Origin of the sequence: Streptomyces sp. NPDC057743, from assembly GCF_042798755.1 — a bacterium.
GTDB lineage: Bacteria > Actinomycetota > Actinomycetes > Streptomycetales > Streptomycetaceae > Streptomyces.
Genome location: NZ_JBHVJX010000004.1, coordinates 85,565 through 99,810 on the forward strand (window position 1 = coordinate 85,565; position 14,246 = coordinate 99,810).

Here is a 14,246-nt window from a genome sequence, read left to right on the forward strand (position 1 = left end):
GTGCGCGGCCATGGGTCCCCACCCACGGCCAGTGGTGTCGCTCTTACGCTACGGGTCGTAGCGTAACTCGGGGCCGCCCCCGCCCGGCACCCACTTTTCGGACCGGCCCGCGTGATCTCCCTCACGGGCGGCGCCGCCCGCCGCACTACCGGCCGGTATGGTCGCCGGCATGCACCAGTCCGCCCGCCCGCCGAAGGGCCGCCCGGGCCGCCCCCGCAGCGTCGAGACCGACCACGCGATCCTCGACGCCACCCGCGCCGCGCTCGTCGACGTGGGCTGGGGCGGGCTCACCATGGGCGAGGTCGCCCAGCGCGCCGGGGTCGCCAAGACCACCCTCTACCGCCGCTGGGGCAGCAAGAGCGAACTGGTCGTGGACGCCGTCGCGGTCCTCTTCGACGAGCTCGAACTCCCCGACCGGGGCTGCCTCCAGGCCGACATCGAGGGCGTGGTGCTCCAGTTCGGCGCGCTGCTGGCCCGGCCCGAGACCAAGACCGCGCTGATGGCGGTGGTCGCCGAGTCCACCACCGACGACGCGCTGCGCGAGCGGATCCGGCAGGCCATCGTCGAGCGGCAGAAGCGGCTGGTGCTGCTCGGCCGCTCGCGGGCGCAGGCGCGCGGCGAACTCCCGCCGGACGCCGGCGGACCCGACGGCGAACGGGCCGCCGAGTGCACCGTGGGCCTGATCTTCGACGTGATCGCCGGGGCCGTCGTGCACCGCCTGCTGGTCAGCGCGGGCCCCGTCGACACCGGCTGGGCCCGGCAGTTCACCACGCTGCTGCTGGCGGGCCTGGCCGGACTGGAGCCGTAGGGTCTGTCCGGCCCGGCGCCGCCGGACCCGCCGTCAGACCTGGTAGCGGTCCGCCCGGAACAGGTGCAGATGCTCCGCCACCCACTGGGAGGTCCGCTCCAGCCCTTCCTTGAGGGAGACCTGCGGCTCCCACGAAGCCCACTGGCGCGCCCGGGAGTTGTCCGACAGCAGCCGCTCCACCTCGCTGCCCGAGGGCCGCAGCCGCTCGGCGTCCACCACCACCTCGGCGTCCCGCCCGGACGCCGCGATCAACGCCTCGGCCAGCGCCCCGATGGCGATCTCTTGACCGCTGCCGAGGTTGACGACCTGCCCCAGCGCCCGGTCGCAGTCGGCCAGCGCCAGGAACCCGGCCGCGGTGTCGGTGACGAACGTGAAGTCCCGGGTCGGAGTCAGTGAACCCAGCTTGATCTGCCGGGCGCCGGCGTGCAGTTGGGCCAGGATCGTCGGGATCACCGCGCGGGCGGACTGCCGGGGCCCGTAGGTGTTGAACGGTCGCACCACCGTCACCGGCAGCTCGAAGGCGTGCCAGTGCGACAGCGCCATCATGTCCGCGCCGATCTTCGAGGCGGAGTACGGCGACTGCGGCTGGAGCGGGTGCTCCTCACTGATCGGCGCGGTCAGCGCGGTCCCGTACACCTCGCTGGTGGAGGTGTGCACCATCCGCCGCACCCCGTGCCGACGGCACGCCTCCGCGACGTTCTCGGTACCCACCACGTTCGTCTGCACATACGCGCCCGGCGAGTCGTAGCTGTACGGGATGCCGATCAGCGCGGCCAGGTGGAAGACGGTGTCGCAGCCGGCGACCGCGTCCATCACCCGGCCGGCGTCCCGGACGTCGCCGGCAACCATCTCCACCGGGCCGCCCGGCACCAAGTACCGCGCCAGATTGCCCTTTTCCGCGTACGGCTTGTAGTGCACGAAGGCGCGCACCTCGGCGCCCGCGTCCACCAGCAGGTCGACCAGCGTCGACCCGATGAACCCCTCGGCCCCGGTGACCAGGACCTTCCGGCCGGCCCACGACGGGGACACGGTGCTGCGCGTGCTCATGCTGACTCCTTCAGGGTGGTGGTGAGGTGGTGGGGGTGGCCGGCCAGCGCCAGGGTCCGGGCGGCCAGCAGATCGGCGGCGTGCGCATGCGTGCCGGGGTCGGCCGCCGCGCCCATCGCGGCCAGCCGGTCCGGGTCCGCCAACAGCCCGGTGAGCTCCGCGTCCAGCCGCTCCTCGGTGACCTCGGCGTCGGGCAACAGCAGCGCGGCGCCGGCGTCCGAGAGCACCCGGGCGTTGTGCGTCTGGTGGTCGCCGGGCGCGTGCGGGTACGGCACGAGGACGGCCGGCATCCCGATCGTGGCGAGCTCGGCGACGGTCGCCGAACCGGCCCGGCACAGCACCAAGTCGGCCGCCGCGTACGCCAGATCCATCCGGTCCAGATACGGCACCGCCTCGGCGACCGCCGCCCCGCCGTTGGCCTCCAAGGCGGCCCGGGTGGCGTCCAGCGCCGCCGGCCCGGTCTTGATCAGCAGCCGCATCCGGGGCCGCGCCAGATAGCGGCCGGCGAGCCCGACGGCGGCCTCGGTGAGCCGGGCGGCGCCCAGGCTGCCGCCGTTGACCAGCAGCAGCCGCACGTCCTCCGGGACGCCCAACGCGCGCCGGGCCGCGCCCCGCAGCGCCGTCCGGTCCAGCCCGGCCAGCGGCCCGGACAGCGGCATCCCCACCGTCTCGGCCCGCTCGCCGCCCGCGAGGTGCGGCCGGCTGCGGTCGAAGGCCAGGGCGATGTGCGGGGTGAGCCGGGCGGCGAACTTGTTGGCCCGGCCGGGCACCGCGTTGGACTCGTGGATCAGGCTCGGCAGCCCGGCCATCTTGGCCCCGACGATCACCGGGGCGCTGGGGTAACCGCCCATGCCGACGGCGACCTGGGCACCCTGCTCCCGCAGGATCGCCCGACATTGGGCGCCGGACTTCAACAGGGCGGCCGGCAGCAGATAGCGCCGGGCGCCCAGCGAGGGGTCGAAGGGAATCATGTCGACGGTGTGCAGCCGGTAGCCGGCCTGCGGGATCAGCCGCGTCTCCAGGCCGCGGTCGGTCCCCACGAAGGAGATCACCGCGTCCGGCACGGCCCGGCGCAGCGCGTCGGCGAGGGCGAGTCCGGGATAGATGTGGCCGCCGGTGCCGCCCGCACCGATCACGACCGAGAGTGGTGTGCGCATGGCCGCCACGCTCGACCGCCGCTTTAAGAACGTTCTAAGACGCCGTTTGGCAGCCTTGGTCCATGACCGCACGCCCCGCACCCGCGCCCGCCCCCGGCACACCCCCGCCGGCCGCCCCCAGGATCCTGGTCGTCGACGACGAACCGGAGGTCCGCGCCGCCGTGGCGGACGGGCTCGCCGTGGAGGGCTACGCGGTCCGCGGCGCCGCCGACGGGCTCGCCGCGCTCTCCGAGGTCGCCGCCTGGCAACCGGACGCCCTCGTTCTCGACGTGATGATGCCGGTGCTGGACGGCCTGGCGGTCTGCCGCCGGCTGCGCGCCCTGGACGACCGCACCCCGATCCTCGTCCTGACCGCCCTGGACGCGGTCAGCGACCGGGTCGACGGCCTGGACGCCGGCGCCGACGACTACCTCGTCAAGCCGTTCGCCCTGGACGAGTTGATCGCCCGGGTCCGCGCCCTGCTGCGCCGGGCCGAGGCCGGCCGGGCCGACGCCTCCCACCTCGCCTTCGCCGACCTCGTCGTGGATCCCGCCACCCGCACCGGCCACCGCGGCCAGCGCCCGCTGGAGTTCAGCCGCACCGAGTACGCCCTGCTGGAACTGCTGCTGACCCACCCCGGCCAGGTGCTGCCGCGGGAGACGATCCTGGAGCGGGTCTGGGGCCGCGACTTCGGCCCGGACTCCAACTCGCTGGCCGTCTACATCGGTTATCTGCGCCGCAAGTTGGAGGCCGGCGGCGAGCCCCGGCTCGTCCACACCGTGCACGGCGTCGGCTACCGCCTGGACCGCCCGGAGGGCACATGACCCCGCGTCACTGCCACCCGACCGCGGCGGCGGCCGCGCCGAACGGGGCCGCGGCATGACCGGCCGGCGCCGCCTGGGCGGTCGCTGGGTCCGCCGCCGCCCGCTGCGCGCCCGGCTGGCGCTGGCCGCGTCCGCGGCGGTGGCGCTGGTCGCGGTGGGCGTCTGCGCGGCCGCGTTCGTCGTCCTCCGGGTCCAGATGACCCGTCAGCTCGACCTCAACGTGGCGCAGACCGCCACCCAGCGCCTCCAGCAGATGCGCAACTGGGGCCCGACCCCGGGCGACGCCTCCTGCCAGTACCCGGCCGCCCCCTGCGTCCAGATCATCCCCACCGACCCGGCCGAGGACGCCCGCGGCGGGTACGTCCTGCCGGTCCCCCCGGCCGCCCGCGAGGTGGCCGCAGGTCACCGCCGGCCGTACTACAGCGAGATCACCGTCGCCGGGCACCCCGTCCGGATGTTCACCACCCGCGTCCCCCACCGCAACGAGGCGCTCCAGGTGGCGTTGCGCTCCGACACCGTGGAGCGCGGGGTGCGCCAGGCCGCCTGGGCACTGGCCGCGGTCGGCGGCGCCGGCGTCCTGTTCGCCGCCGGCCTCGGCTACTGGGTCTCCCGCACCGGCCTGGCCCCGGTCGCCCGGCTGACCGCCACCGCGGAACGGATCGCCACCACCCGCGACCCCCGGCACCGCATCGACCTCCCGCCCGGCCCGCCCGCCCACGAGGACGAACTCACCCGGCTCGCCGCCAGTTTCAACACCATGCTCGGCGAGCTGGAGCAGTCCGTCACCGCCCAACGTCGCCTGGTCGCCGACGCCTCCCACGAACTGCGCACCCCGCTCACCGCGCTGCGCACCAACGCCGAACTCCTCGCCCGCGCCGACCGCTTGACGGACGAACAGCGGGACCGGGCCTCGGCCGCGCTGGGCCGCCAACTGCGCGAGGTCACCACCCTCGTCAACGACCTCATCGAGCTCGCCCGCGACGAGGAACCCCGCCCGCTGCTCGAACAGGTCCGCCCCGCCGCCCTGTTGGAGCACGCGGTCGCCGCGGCCCGCGAGCACTGGCCGGACCTCGCCTTCACCACCCGCATCGACCCCGGGACGGCCACCACCGCCCTGCCCGGCGTCCCCGCCCGACTGACCCGCCTGCTGTCCAACCTCCTGGACAACGCCGCCAAGTTCTCCCCGCCCGGCGGCCCCGTCGAGACCGAACTGGCGGACATCGCGGGCGAGTTGCACCTCACCGTCCGCGACCACGGCCCCGGCATCGCCGACGGCGACCTGCCGTACGTCTTCGACCGCTTCTACCGGGCCCAGGCCGCCCGGGCCCTGCCCGGCTCGGGCCTCGGCCTGGCCATGGCCCGCCAGATCGCCCGCGCCCACGGCGCCGAACTCACCGCAGAACAGGCCCCCGGCGGCGGCGCCCTCTTCCGCCTACGCATGCCCGCCACCCCACGGCCACCCGAGGGGGGCGGGTGACGGCCTGACGGGGACGGGGGCGGCTGATGGGGGCAGGTGACGCCTGATGGGGGCGGGGGGCAGCCCGGGCGCGGGCCGCGCTCTACGGCCGAAGCCCCGTCCGCCCCGCCCCACCCCGACAGCCCTGACACACCCCGACACATTCCGACTACAATCCGTAACGGAATGTGGAACTCCCCGCTACCCCGCGTTCGTTGCCGGATAAGAGGAGGCAGCGGCGGCGGCAGCGGCGGGAGGAGGCAGCAGCGGCGGCGAGCAAGGCGCGAGGCCAACTCCCAAGGCACGAGGGCAGCAAGGCACGAGGCCAGCCGCCGGTGCCGCACGGGCCAACTCCCGGTGTCTCCCGGCGCCTCCGGCGCCACCCGGTCAGAAGCCGGCCGGTTCGGTGTAGACCCCCCATTCGTCGCGCAGTGCATCGCAGATCTCCCCGAGGGTCGCCTCCTCGCGGACCGCGGCCAGCATCGGCTCGATCATGTTCCGCCCGCCGCGGGCGGCGGCCAGCAGGTCCGCGAGCGCGGCCCGCACCCGGGCGTCGTCGCGGGCCGCCTTGCGCTCCGCCAGGAGCCGCACCTGCTCCCGCTCGACCTCGTGGCTGACCCGCAGGATCTCCAGGTCCCCGGTGACCGACCCCTCGTGGCAGTTGACCCCGACGACCTTCTTCTCGCCCTTCTCCAGGGACTGTTGGTAGCGGAACGCGGACTCGGCGATCTCGCCGGTGAACCAGCCGTCCTCGATGCCCCGCAGAATGCCGGAGGTGATCGGGCCGATCAATGGGGTCTCCCCTGTTCGAGCGGAGCCGAGAGCTTGGGGACGCTGCCCGTCCGGCACCGCCCGCGCCCCGCGCTCCTTGATCTGCGCGAAGATCTTCTCCGCGTCCGCCTCGATCCGGTCGGTCAGCGCCTCGATGAACCACGAACCGCCCAGCGGATCCGCGACGTTGGCGACGCCGGTCTCCTCCATCAGCACCTGCTGGGTGCGCAGCGCGATCTCCGCGGCCTGCTCGCTGGGCAGCGCCAGCGTCTCGTCCAGGGCGTTGGTGTGCAGCGAGTTGGTGCCCCCGAGCACCGCCGCCAGCGCCTCCACTGCCGTGCGCACCACGTTGTTGTACGGCTGCTGGGCGGTCAGCGAGACGCCGGCGGTCTGGGTGTGGAACCGCAGCCACTGCGCCTTCTCGCTGCGCGCGCCGTAGACGTCGCGCATCCAACGGGCCCAGATCCGGCGCGCGGCGCGGAACTTGGCGATCTCCTCGAAGAAGTCCACGTGCGCGTCGAAGAAGAAGGACAGGCCGGGGGCGAAGGTGTCGACGTCCAGCCCGCGGGAGAGGCCGAGCTCGACGTAGCCGAAGCCGTCGGCGAGGGTGTAGGCGAGCTCCTGGGCGGCCGTCGCGCCGGCCTCCCGGATGTGGTAGCCGGAGACCGACAGCGGCTTGTAGGCGGGGATGCCCTGCGCGCAGTGCTCCATCAGGTCGCCGATCAGCCGCAGGTGCGGCTCGGGCGGGAAGAGCCACTCCTTCTGCGCGATGTACTCCTTGAAGATGTCGGTCTGGAGCGTGCCGTTGAGCACCGCCGGGTCGACGCCCTGGCGCTCGGCGGCGACCACGTACATGCAGAAGACCGGCACGGCGGGCCCGCTGATCGTCATGGAGGTCGTGACGTCACCCAGCGGGATGTCCTTGAAGAGGACCTCCATGTCGGCCGCCGAGTCGATGGCGACGCCGCAGTGTCCGACCTCGCCGAGGGAGCGGGGGTCGTCGGAGTCGCGCCCCATCAGTGTCGGCATGTCGAACGCCACCGAGAGGCCACCGCCGCCGGCCTTGAGGATCATCTTGTAACGCTCGTTGGTCTGCTCGGCATTGCCGAAGCCGGCGAACTGGCGGATCGTCCATGTCCGGCCGCGGTAGCCGGTCGGGTACAGGCCGCGCGTGAAGGGGTACTCCCCCGGCCATCCGATCCGCTCGAAGCCCTCCACGGAGTCGCCGGGGCGGGGCCCGTACGCCGGCTCGACGGGGTCGCCGGACAGGGTGGTGAAGTCCGCGTCGCGCTTCCGGGCGGAGTCGTACCGGGCCTGCCAGCGGCGGCGGCCCTCTTCGATCGCGTCAGCGTCCATGCCCCCGAATTTACTAGGACGTCCTACTACCTGTCGATGGGAAGCGCCCCGGATTCGCCTCGGGGGCCGCCCCCTAGGGGCCCCGCATCCCCCCACCGGGGGGCTGCCCACCGCCCCCGCACCGGAAACCGCCGCCCAGCGCCGACCCCACCACCACACCACCCACCACCCACCACCGACGAGCCACCCGCCGCGCACCGCCACCGCCACCCCACACCTGCCCCGCACGCCCCCCCGCACCGCGTACGGGACCCAACGGCGCGGACAACGCAAACGCGCCCCTCCCACATCGGGAGAGGCGCGCATCGGCCGTGGCCGTGCTACGGCAGCCAGCACCGCCGCGGCACGGGAGCCACGGCCGACCGGCCCGCCGTCAGACCTTGGCCAGGTCCGGCTTGGCGTCCGCCAGCAGCGGCTCGACCTCGCGGAGCACCTTGCGCTCCACGAAGAACGCGGCGGTCGGGATCGTTCCGGAGACCAGCACCCACAGCAGCTTGCCGAACGGCCAGCGCGCCTTGGAACCCAGGTCGAACGCGAAGACCAGGTAGATGATGTAGAGCACGCCGTGGACCTGGGCGACGACGAGGGTCAGGTCCTTGCCCATCCCGAAGCCGTACTTGAAAACCATGCAGGCGCAGAGCACGAGCAGCATCACGGCGGTGATGTAGGCCATCGCCCGGTAACGGGTCAGCACGCTGGATTTCATGGGTACGAGCGTAACCGCCCGGAAAATCCCCGTGGACGCGGGGACCGCGCAAGCGCCGAGCCGCAGGTGGGGGCCTTTCCGCCCCCCTCTCCGGGATGCGGGGCCGCTGCGCACCGGCTCGTGAGGACGCCTCTGCGCCTCCGTGCAGCCTTCAGTCCCGGTCTTCGAAGTCCCCGGCCGCCACCCGCAGCGGCCGCAGCAGCGCGAAGACCTCGGCGCACTCCTCCGCGTCGTACACCCCGAGCCCGAAATCCATGGCCATGAGGTCCCGGGTGGCCGCGTCGCACACCTCGCGCCCCTTCTCGGTGATGGACGCCAGGGTGCCGCGGCCGTCGTTCGGGTTGGGGCGCTTGGCGACCAGCCCGGACTTCACCAGCCGGTCCACGGTGTTCGTCACCGACGTGGGGTGCACCATCAGGCGCTCGCCGATCTTCGACATCGGCAGCTCGCCCGCCTTGGAGAAGGTCAGCAGCACCAGCGCCTCGTAGCGCGCGAAGGTCAGGCCGTACGGCTTGACCACCGCGTCCACCTCGGACAGCAGGATCTGCTGGGCCCGCATGATCGAGGTGATCGCGGCCATGGAGGGCACGGACCCCCATCGCTGCGCCCAGAGTTCGTCTGCGCGCGCGATGGGGTCAAAAGCAAGGCTGAGCGGCTTCGGCACGTCTCCGACCCTACCGGGCGGCCACATGCTGGTCAGCCCTGTCTCAACTTCCGGTCTCAGTCAGTGATCCGCGCCGCTTCGGGTCGCCCCGGGGCACGGAGGACCGCAGCCGCCCGAGGGCTCACGCGGTCACCGCCTCTCCCGTATTCCGGGCCCCCGAGCGCCGCACCTCGACGAGCACCGCCAGGACCGCGACCGCGCCCAGCGCTCCCCCGGCCGGCATCACCACCGGGAGCGGCGCGTACTCGGCCGCCACCCCGGCCAGCCCCATCGCCGCACCCATGATCGTCATCCGGCCCGCCTGCATCACCGTCATCGCCTGCCCCAACAGCTCCTCGGGCACCGCGGCCACGAACCACCGGTCGACGCCGAAGTTGTACGAGATGCTGGTGCCGGTCAGCACCAGCAGCACCAACGCCCAGCCCAGCGACGGCCGGAGGGCGAACCCCAGGGACGGCACCACCGCGAACGCCCCCAACGGGAACGTCAACCGCGTGCGGGCCCGCGGGCCGAGGAACGTCCCCACCAGGGTCTCGGCCACCACCGCCCCGATCGGCATCCCGCACATCAACAGCCCCTGCCCGGCCGGCCCCACCCCCAACAGGTCCCCGTACGGGACCAGCAGCGCCTCCGGGACGACCACGACGGCCGGCGGCACCCAGCCGAGCAGCAGCAGCGCCCGCACCCGCCGGTCGGCCAGCAGGTGCCGCGTCCCGGCCAACGAGGCGCGCAGCAGCGCCCCGCCGGGCCCTCCCGTCGCCCGACCTCCACCCCCAGAAGACGGCGCTCCGCGCCGGCTCGCCCCCCGGGCCGGGCGGGCGGCCGTCCCCAGCCGCAGCAGCAGCGCCGAGGCGGTGAACGTCCCGGCGGTGATGCCGAGCACCGTCCCCGGCGGGACGGCCGCCAACAGCAGCCCCCCGGCGGCGAATCCGACGAGTTGCGCCCCCTGGTTGACGATCCGGACCAGCGAGCGCCCCAGGACGAACAGGTCGCCGTCACCCAGGATTTCCCCGAGCGACCCGGCCCGGGTACCGGCGAAGACCGGCGCCACCGCCGCGATCAGACAGCGCAGCCCCAGCAGGACCACCACCGGCGTCCCGGGCAGCACCATGGCCGCGGCCGCCGCGGCGCACACCGCGTCGCAGCAGACCAGGACCCGACGGGCCGGGTGCCGGTCGGCGACGGCCGACAGCAGCGTGCCGCCGACGACGTACGGCAGCAGGCCGAGCGCGAAGGTCAGCGCGCTGAGCAACGGCGAGTCGGTCAGCCGGTAGACCAGGACGGACAGCGCGATCTCGCAGATCACCACGCCCAGGGAGGACAGCAGGTGGGCGGCGAAGACGTAGCGGAACTCGGGGACGGCGAAGACGGCGCGGTACCCCGTCCCGGGTGGCGCGGCGGCGGCCGGAGGACGGCAGGCGGGGGCGGGGCCCGGTCGTGCGGGCCCGGTGGGCGTCGGCATGGCGCCAGGCTGCCGGCGCCGCCCGGTGGGTCGTAGTGTTTCGGCTCGGGCCGAATGTTGCGGAGGGAGGGCCCGGCGGTGCCGCTGGAGCTGCATTTCGGGGCGGACGACCTGCTGCGGATCCGGTTCGCGATCTCGCCGCTGTGCGAGACCCACGAGGCGCTGCGCACCCTGCGCCGCACCGACCGGCACGGCTACCACCTGCCGTGGCTGCGGCGGATGCGGGAGCGGGTGGCGGGGCTGGACCTGGCCCCGCTGTGGCTGTTCATGCCGGCCCAACGGCCGGGCTACACCCCCGACTTCCTGGGGCGCCCGCCGGACGTCCCGTTGGCCGACTTCGCCGCGGAGCTGGCCCGCCTACGGGCCACCGATCCGGCGCTGGCCCGCGCCGAGATGGCCAAGTCGCTGGCCTGCGTCCCGGGGGCGGCCCACTCGCCAGAGGGGCGGGCGGCGCTGGCCGATCCCGAACGGGCCGTGCAGCGGCTGGCGGACCTCACCGAGCGCGCCTGGGAGGCCCTGCTCGCACCCGACTGGCCACGGCTGCGCGCCTTGTTGGAGGCCGAAATCGCCTACCGCTCGCGCCAGTTGGCCAGCGGCGGGCTGCGCCGCCTGTTTACCGATCTGCATCCCCGGCTGTCCTGGTCGGACGACGGCACGCTGACCGTCCGCACCCGTACGGACTTCGCGCAGCTCCAAGACCTGGCGGGGCGGGGGGTGTTGCTGCTGCCCAGCGTCTTCGTCTGGCCGGACGTGATCAGCGGGTTCGATCCGCCGTGGCAGCCGACGGTGATCTACCCGGCGCGCGGCATCGGCGGGTTGTGGCAGCGGCCGGCGGGCGGCCCGGCGCTGGCGCGGCTGCTGGGCACCAACCGGGCCGCGGTGCTGACGGCCCTGGACGCGCCGGCGACCACGTCGGCGCTGGCCCACCGGTTGGGGCTGGCCGCCTCGTCGGTCTCGGCGCACCTGGCCGTGCTGCGCGACGCCGGGTTGCTGACCTCGCGCCGGCACGGCCACCAAGTGCTCTACGAGCGGACGCCGTTGGGCATCGCCCTGGCGGCCGGCGACTGACGGCCGCTCCCGTCAGGCGCCCGGCTCGCCGCTGGCCAGGTGGCGCTCGACGGTCTCCACCTTGGAGGTGAGGCCGTCGGTGACGCCCGGCCGGATGTCGGCCTTGAGGACCAGCGAGACCCGGCCGGCGCGCGCCTCGACGGCGGCCACGGCGCGCTTGACGACGTCCATGACCTCGTCCCACTCGCCCTCGATGGAGGTGAACATGGCGTCGGTGCGGTTGGGCAGCCCGGATTCGCGGACGACCCGGACGGCGTCGGCGACGTACTCGCCGACGTCCTCGCCCACGCCCAACGGGCTCACGGAGAAGGCGACGATCATGCGTTCACGGTTCCTTCCCGGCGCGCCCGGGCGGCGATCACCTTGGCCGCCTCCTCGCGCTTGAGCACCTTGTCCGCGTACAGGCCGCCGAACGGCAGCACCGCGAGGAGGAAGAAGAAGGCCACGCGCTTGAAGGGCCACTTGGTGCGGTTCCAGGCGTCCAGCAGCAGCACCACGAAGATCGTGAACAGGATGCCGTGCAGCAGGCCGAGGGGCATGACCAGCTTGTCGTAGCCGAGGAAGATCCGAAAGCCCGTGCCGAATATCAGCAGCGCCGGGAAGGAGAGCGCCTCCGGGATGGATGCCAGGCGCAGTCGGTGCAGGGCAGCGGCGGTCTTGATGTCCACGGGAACCTCGTTCGGGCGGAGGGGAGGCGTCACAGGCTTGTGCAAGAGTTCACAAGCATCCGCCCCATTGTTACAGCCGTCCCGACGATCACCGCGCCGGGGGCCGCCGCGCGGCGGCGGGACGCCGCGACGTCCGGGACGGGCTCGGGGAAAGGTCAGGGTCGTCTCCGGGCCGAAAGCCCTGCCCAGCGCGGCCGCCGCCGACTACCGTCTGACGCGTGGCTCAGTTTCGGCTCCAGGGGAGCAAGGTCCTCGCCGTCGACCTCGCCGGCGACGCCGTCAAGGCGAAGAACGGCGCGATGGTCGCCTACGACGGCGACATGACCTTCAAGAAGATGACCGGCGGCGGCGAGGGGCTGCGCGGCATGGTCACCCGCCGGCTGACGGGTGAGCAGATGACGGTGATGCAGGTGAAGGGCAAGGGCACCTGCTACTTCGCCGACCGCGCCAGCGAGATCAACCTCGTCCGCCTCCAGGGCGAGAAGCTCTACGTGGAGGCCAGCAACCTGCTGTGCACCGAGGCGGCGTTGCACACCGGCACCACGTTCACCGGGCTGCGCGGTGCCTCGCAGGGCAACGGCCTGTTCACCACCACCGTCGAGGGCCACGGGCAGGCCGCGCTCACCTCCGACGGCCCGGCCGTGGTGCTGCGGGTCACCCCGCAGTTCCCGCTCCAGGTCGACCCGGGCGCCTACATCGCGCACACCGGGAAGCTGAAGCAGCACTTCCAGTCCGGGGTGAACTTCCGCACGTTCATCGGCGAGGGCTCCGGCGAGGCGTTCCAGATCCGTTTCGAGGGCGAGGGACTGGTCTACGTGCAGCCCAGCGAGCGCAACACCGTGGGCGGTGAGGTCTGATGCCGTTCACGGCCCTCAACTCCCGCATGGTGGAGGCCCGGATCGCCCCGGGGCAGCGGATGTTCAGCCAGCGCGGCGCGATGCTCGCCTACCGCGGCGAGGTCACCTTCACCCCGAACATCCAGGGTGGCCAGGGCGGTCTGGGCTCCATGATCGGCCGTCGGGTCGCCGGCGAGGCGACGCCCCTCATGACTGTGGAGGGCAGCGGCACAGTCATGTTTGGTCACGGCGGCCATCACGTCCACCTCGTCGACCTGACCGGCGACACCCTCTACGTGGAGGCCGACCGACTGCTGGCCTTCGACGGCTCGCTGACCCAGGGCACCATGTTCCTCGGCTCACAGGGCGGGGTGATGGGCATGGTCCGCGGACAGGCCACCGGCCAGGGCCTGTTCACCACCACGCTCCAGGGGCACGGCTCGGCCGCGGTGATGGCCCACGGCGGCGTCGTCGAGCTGCCGATCACCCCGCAGCGCCCGGTCCACGTCGACCCGCAGGCGTACGTCGCGCACCGCGGCGAGGTGCGCAACCGCCTCTCCACCGCCATCGGTTGGCGCGAGCTGATCGGCCGCGGCTCGGGCGAGGCGTTCCAACTGGAGCTGTCCGGCCAGGGCACCGTCTACGTCCAGGCGTCCGAGGAGAAACTGTGACCGGTCCCGTCATCCACGACGTCCACACCCTCCCCGTCGACGACAACGTCAACGACTACGCCTTCAGCGTCGCCCTGGACGGCCAATGGTTCCTCCAGAAAGGGAAGATGATCGCCTACTACGGGCAGATCGACTTCCACGGCATCGGGTACGGCGGCCTCGACCGCCTCATCGCCGGGAGTTTCCATTCGCCACTGCACGCCGCGGACTGGGTGGTCGCCGAGGGCCGGGGCAAGATGCTCCTGGCCGACCGGTCCTTCGACGTGAACTCCTTCGACCTGGATGAGGGCAACCTCACTATTCGCTCCGGCAACTTGCTCGCCTTTCAGCCATCTCTCGCCCTAAAGCAATCGATCATCCCCGGCTTCCTCACCTTGATCGGCACCGGCAAGTTCGTCGCCGCCTCCAACGGCCCGGTGGTCTTCGTCGAACCACCGATCCGGGTCGACCCGCAGGCCCTGGTGGGCTGGGCCGACTGCCCCTCCCCCTGCCACCACTACGACCACCAGTACCTGCGCGGATTCCTCGGCGGGGTGCGCGCCCACACCGGCATCGGCGGCGCCTCCGGCGAGGAGCACCAATTCGAGTTCACCGGCGCCGGGACGGTGCTGCTCCAGTCCACGGAACAACTGCTTCCGGAGCGCGCGACCGGCGCCCTACCGGCAGCGGACGGCGTCCCGGGAGGCGGCGCCCCCGCGCCGGAAAGTGGCTCACATGTGCCGCAGCCGTCCGGCGCCCTCGGGGGGCTCCAGCGCCGCTTCGGGCTGTGAACG

15 protein-coding genes are annotated in these 14,246 nt (G+C 73.2%); 7 read left to right on the forward strand and 8 right to left on the reverse strand.

Annotated features, from left to right (window positions below; all coding sequences use genetic code 11):
- Window positions 1-169 precede the first annotated feature (169 nt).
- Window positions 170-808 (forward strand): TetR/AcrR family transcriptional regulator, encoded by a 639-nt coding sequence (locus ACFVFQ_RS05635; protein ID WP_383409187.1) that lies wholly within the window; start codon window positions 170-172, stop codon window positions 806-808.
- 33 nt (window positions 809-841) lie between these two features.
- Here the strand turns inward: ACFVFQ_RS05635 and ACFVFQ_RS05640 are convergent, their stop codons facing one another.
- Both ACFVFQ_RS05640 and ACFVFQ_RS05645 read right to left on the reverse strand, forming a co-directional pair.
- On the reverse strand, window positions 842-1,855 hold the full coding sequence (locus ACFVFQ_RS05640) for a GDP-mannose 4,6-dehydratase (protein WP_383409190.1): 1,014 nt from the start codon (window positions 1,853-1,855) through the stop codon (window positions 842-844).
- Entirely contained in the window at window positions 1,852-3,012 is a 1,161-nt protein-coding gene (locus ACFVFQ_RS05645; RefSeq protein ID WP_383409193.1) for a glycosyltransferase, read from the reverse strand. The genes ACFVFQ_RS05640 and ACFVFQ_RS05645 overlap by 4 nt, the downstream gene beginning before the upstream one ends.
- 62 nt (window positions 3,013-3,074) lie before the next feature.
- On the opposite strand from ACFVFQ_RS05645, the gene ACFVFQ_RS05650 reads away from it, so the two are divergent.
- Together ACFVFQ_RS05650 and ACFVFQ_RS05655 are read left to right on the forward strand one after the other, a co-directional pair.
- A complete protein-coding gene (locus tag ACFVFQ_RS05650) occupies window positions 3,075-3,815 on the forward strand; it encodes a response regulator transcription factor (RefSeq protein WP_383409196.1) in 741 nt (246 codons plus the stop codon).
- Between the two features lie 55 nt (window positions 3,816-3,870).
- Window positions 3,871-5,292 (forward strand): sensor histidine kinase, encoded by a 1,422-nt coding sequence (locus tag ACFVFQ_RS05655; protein ID WP_383409199.1) that lies wholly within the window; start codon window positions 3,871-3,873, stop codon window positions 5,290-5,292.
- A gap of 366 nt (window positions 5,293-5,658) precedes the next feature.
- Here ACFVFQ_RS05655 and ACFVFQ_RS05660 read toward each other — a convergent pair whose 3' ends face one another.
- From ACFVFQ_RS05660 to ACFVFQ_RS05675, 4 genes are all read right to left on the reverse strand, one after another.
- Window positions 5,659-7,398 (reverse strand): methylmalonyl-CoA mutase, encoded by a 1,740-nt coding sequence (locus ACFVFQ_RS05660; RefSeq protein WP_383409202.1) that lies wholly within the window; start codon window positions 7,396-7,398, stop codon window positions 5,659-5,661.
- Window positions 7,399-7,771: 373 nt separating this feature from the next.
- Complete coding sequence (locus tag ACFVFQ_RS05665; protein WP_383409205.1) at window positions 7,772-8,104, reverse strand: DUF3817 domain-containing protein; 333 nt, start codon at window positions 8,102-8,104, stop codon at window positions 7,772-7,774.
- A gap of 151 nt (window positions 8,105-8,255) precedes the next feature.
- Entirely contained in the window at window positions 8,256-8,768 is a 513-nt protein-coding gene (locus ACFVFQ_RS05670; protein WP_383409208.1) for a MarR family winged helix-turn-helix transcriptional regulator, read from the reverse strand.
- Window positions 8,769-8,889: 121 nt separating this feature from the next.
- Window positions 8,890-10,230, reverse strand: coding sequence for an MFS transporter (locus ACFVFQ_RS05675; protein WP_383409210.1), 1,341 nt, complete (start codon window positions 10,228-10,230; stop codon window positions 8,890-8,892).
- Window positions 10,231-10,308: 78 nt separating this feature from the next.
- Here ACFVFQ_RS05675 and ACFVFQ_RS05680 point away from each other — a divergent pair, with 78 nt between their 5' ends.
- Window positions 10,309-11,298 (forward strand): DUF5937 family protein, encoded by a 990-nt coding sequence (locus ACFVFQ_RS05680; protein WP_383409212.1) that lies wholly within the window; start codon window positions 10,309-10,311, stop codon window positions 11,296-11,298.
- Window positions 11,299-11,310: 12 nt separating this feature from the next.
- Here ACFVFQ_RS05680 and ACFVFQ_RS05685 read toward each other — a convergent pair whose 3' ends face one another.
- Window positions 11,311-11,619, reverse strand: a complete 309-nt coding sequence (locus tag ACFVFQ_RS05685) for an MTH1187 family thiamine-binding protein (RefSeq protein ID WP_383409215.1) — start codon at window positions 11,617-11,619, stop codon at window positions 11,311-11,313.
- Window positions 11,616-11,966, reverse strand: a complete 351-nt coding sequence (locus tag ACFVFQ_RS05690) for a DUF3817 domain-containing protein (RefSeq protein WP_274913225.1) — start codon at window positions 11,964-11,966, stop codon at window positions 11,616-11,618. Before ACFVFQ_RS05690 ends, ACFVFQ_RS05685 begins: the two co-directional genes overlap by 4 nt.
- Window positions 11,967-12,184: 218 nt before the next feature.
- Here ACFVFQ_RS05690 and ACFVFQ_RS05695 point away from each other — a divergent pair, with 218 nt between their 5' ends.
- From ACFVFQ_RS05695 to ACFVFQ_RS05705, 3 genes are read left to right on the forward strand one after another with little or no spacing between them, the layout of a single operon-like run.
- Window positions 12,185-12,823 (forward strand): AIM24 family protein, encoded by a 639-nt coding sequence (locus ACFVFQ_RS05695; protein WP_383409218.1) that lies wholly within the window; start codon window positions 12,185-12,187, stop codon window positions 12,821-12,823.
- Window positions 12,823-13,473 (forward strand): AIM24 family protein, encoded by a 651-nt coding sequence (locus ACFVFQ_RS05700; RefSeq protein ID WP_383409221.1) that lies wholly within the window; start codon window positions 12,823-12,825, stop codon window positions 13,471-13,473. Before ACFVFQ_RS05695 ends, ACFVFQ_RS05700 begins: the two co-directional genes overlap by 1 nt.
- Complete coding sequence (locus tag ACFVFQ_RS05705; RefSeq protein WP_383409224.1) at window positions 13,470-14,243, forward strand: AIM24 family protein; 774 nt, start codon at window positions 13,470-13,472, stop codon at window positions 14,241-14,243. The genes ACFVFQ_RS05700 and ACFVFQ_RS05705 overlap by 4 nt, the downstream gene beginning before the upstream one ends.
- The last annotated feature ends 3 nt before the right edge of the window (window positions 14,244-14,246 follow it).